Annotated in this window: 1 protein-coding gene; it reads left to right on the top strand. The window is 33.1% G+C overall.

Going from position 1 to position 752, the window contains the following annotated elements:
- Nucleotides 1-19: 19 nt before the first annotated feature.
- Nucleotides 20-752, top strand: a 733-nt coding sequence (locus B5F76_RS14675; RefSeq protein ID WP_204218454.1) for a hypothetical protein, incomplete at its 3' end; no start/stop codon positions are given.

The raw sequence follows: 752 nt of genomic DNA on the forward strand, positions 1-752 counted from the left end.
AAATACCGGGAGGCCCAATATGCCTAGAAAGCCAGATCCTCAATCACCATACCGAGTCAGCATCCACAAACTTGGTAAATACACTTACGCCAGCACACAACCAACATCTGTAGATCCAGATACAGGTAAACGCACTAATAGGCATATCCACTGGGGAAAATATGATCCCCAAACACATAAATTTTTTCCTAATATGACTTTTTTAAGTCTATCTCAAGAAGAACGGAATAAATTGATCTTCCCAGAAGATTGGGATCTTACTGAGATTGATTATGGCATTGATAAACAAGAATCATTTTATCATCATCAAGTGCAACCAAAAGAAAAATTATATGGCGACATCTGGTTTCTTGAACAAATTATTGATAAGTTAGGTATTCAAGAAGATTTAATGAATGTTTTCAACGAAAATAAAGAAATTGTTGATATGATTATTACTATTGCGATATTTTCATATGTTACAAAATATTCATTAAATCGTTTGTCAAGATGGCAAAGTATAAACTATGCTCCATCAAAAATGATATTAACGCCTTCAATAATTACTAGGCTAACACAAAAAATTACTAATGAACATCGAAATAAATTATTCAATTTACGGAAAAATCGTATCAATAAAAATGCTCTATGTGCTGTTGATAGTACTACACGGGCAGCTTATGGAGATTCACTTGCTGATGTAAAATGGGGAAAAAGTAAGGATAGACCAGATTTACCACAAACTATTGAAGTAGTGGTTTATTCTTTGACTG

Source organism: Desulfovibrio sp. An276 (genome assembly GCF_002159665.1).
Classification (GTDB): Bacteria; Desulfobacterota; Desulfovibrionia; order Desulfovibrionales; family Desulfovibrionaceae; genus Desulfovibrio; species Desulfovibrio faecigallinarum.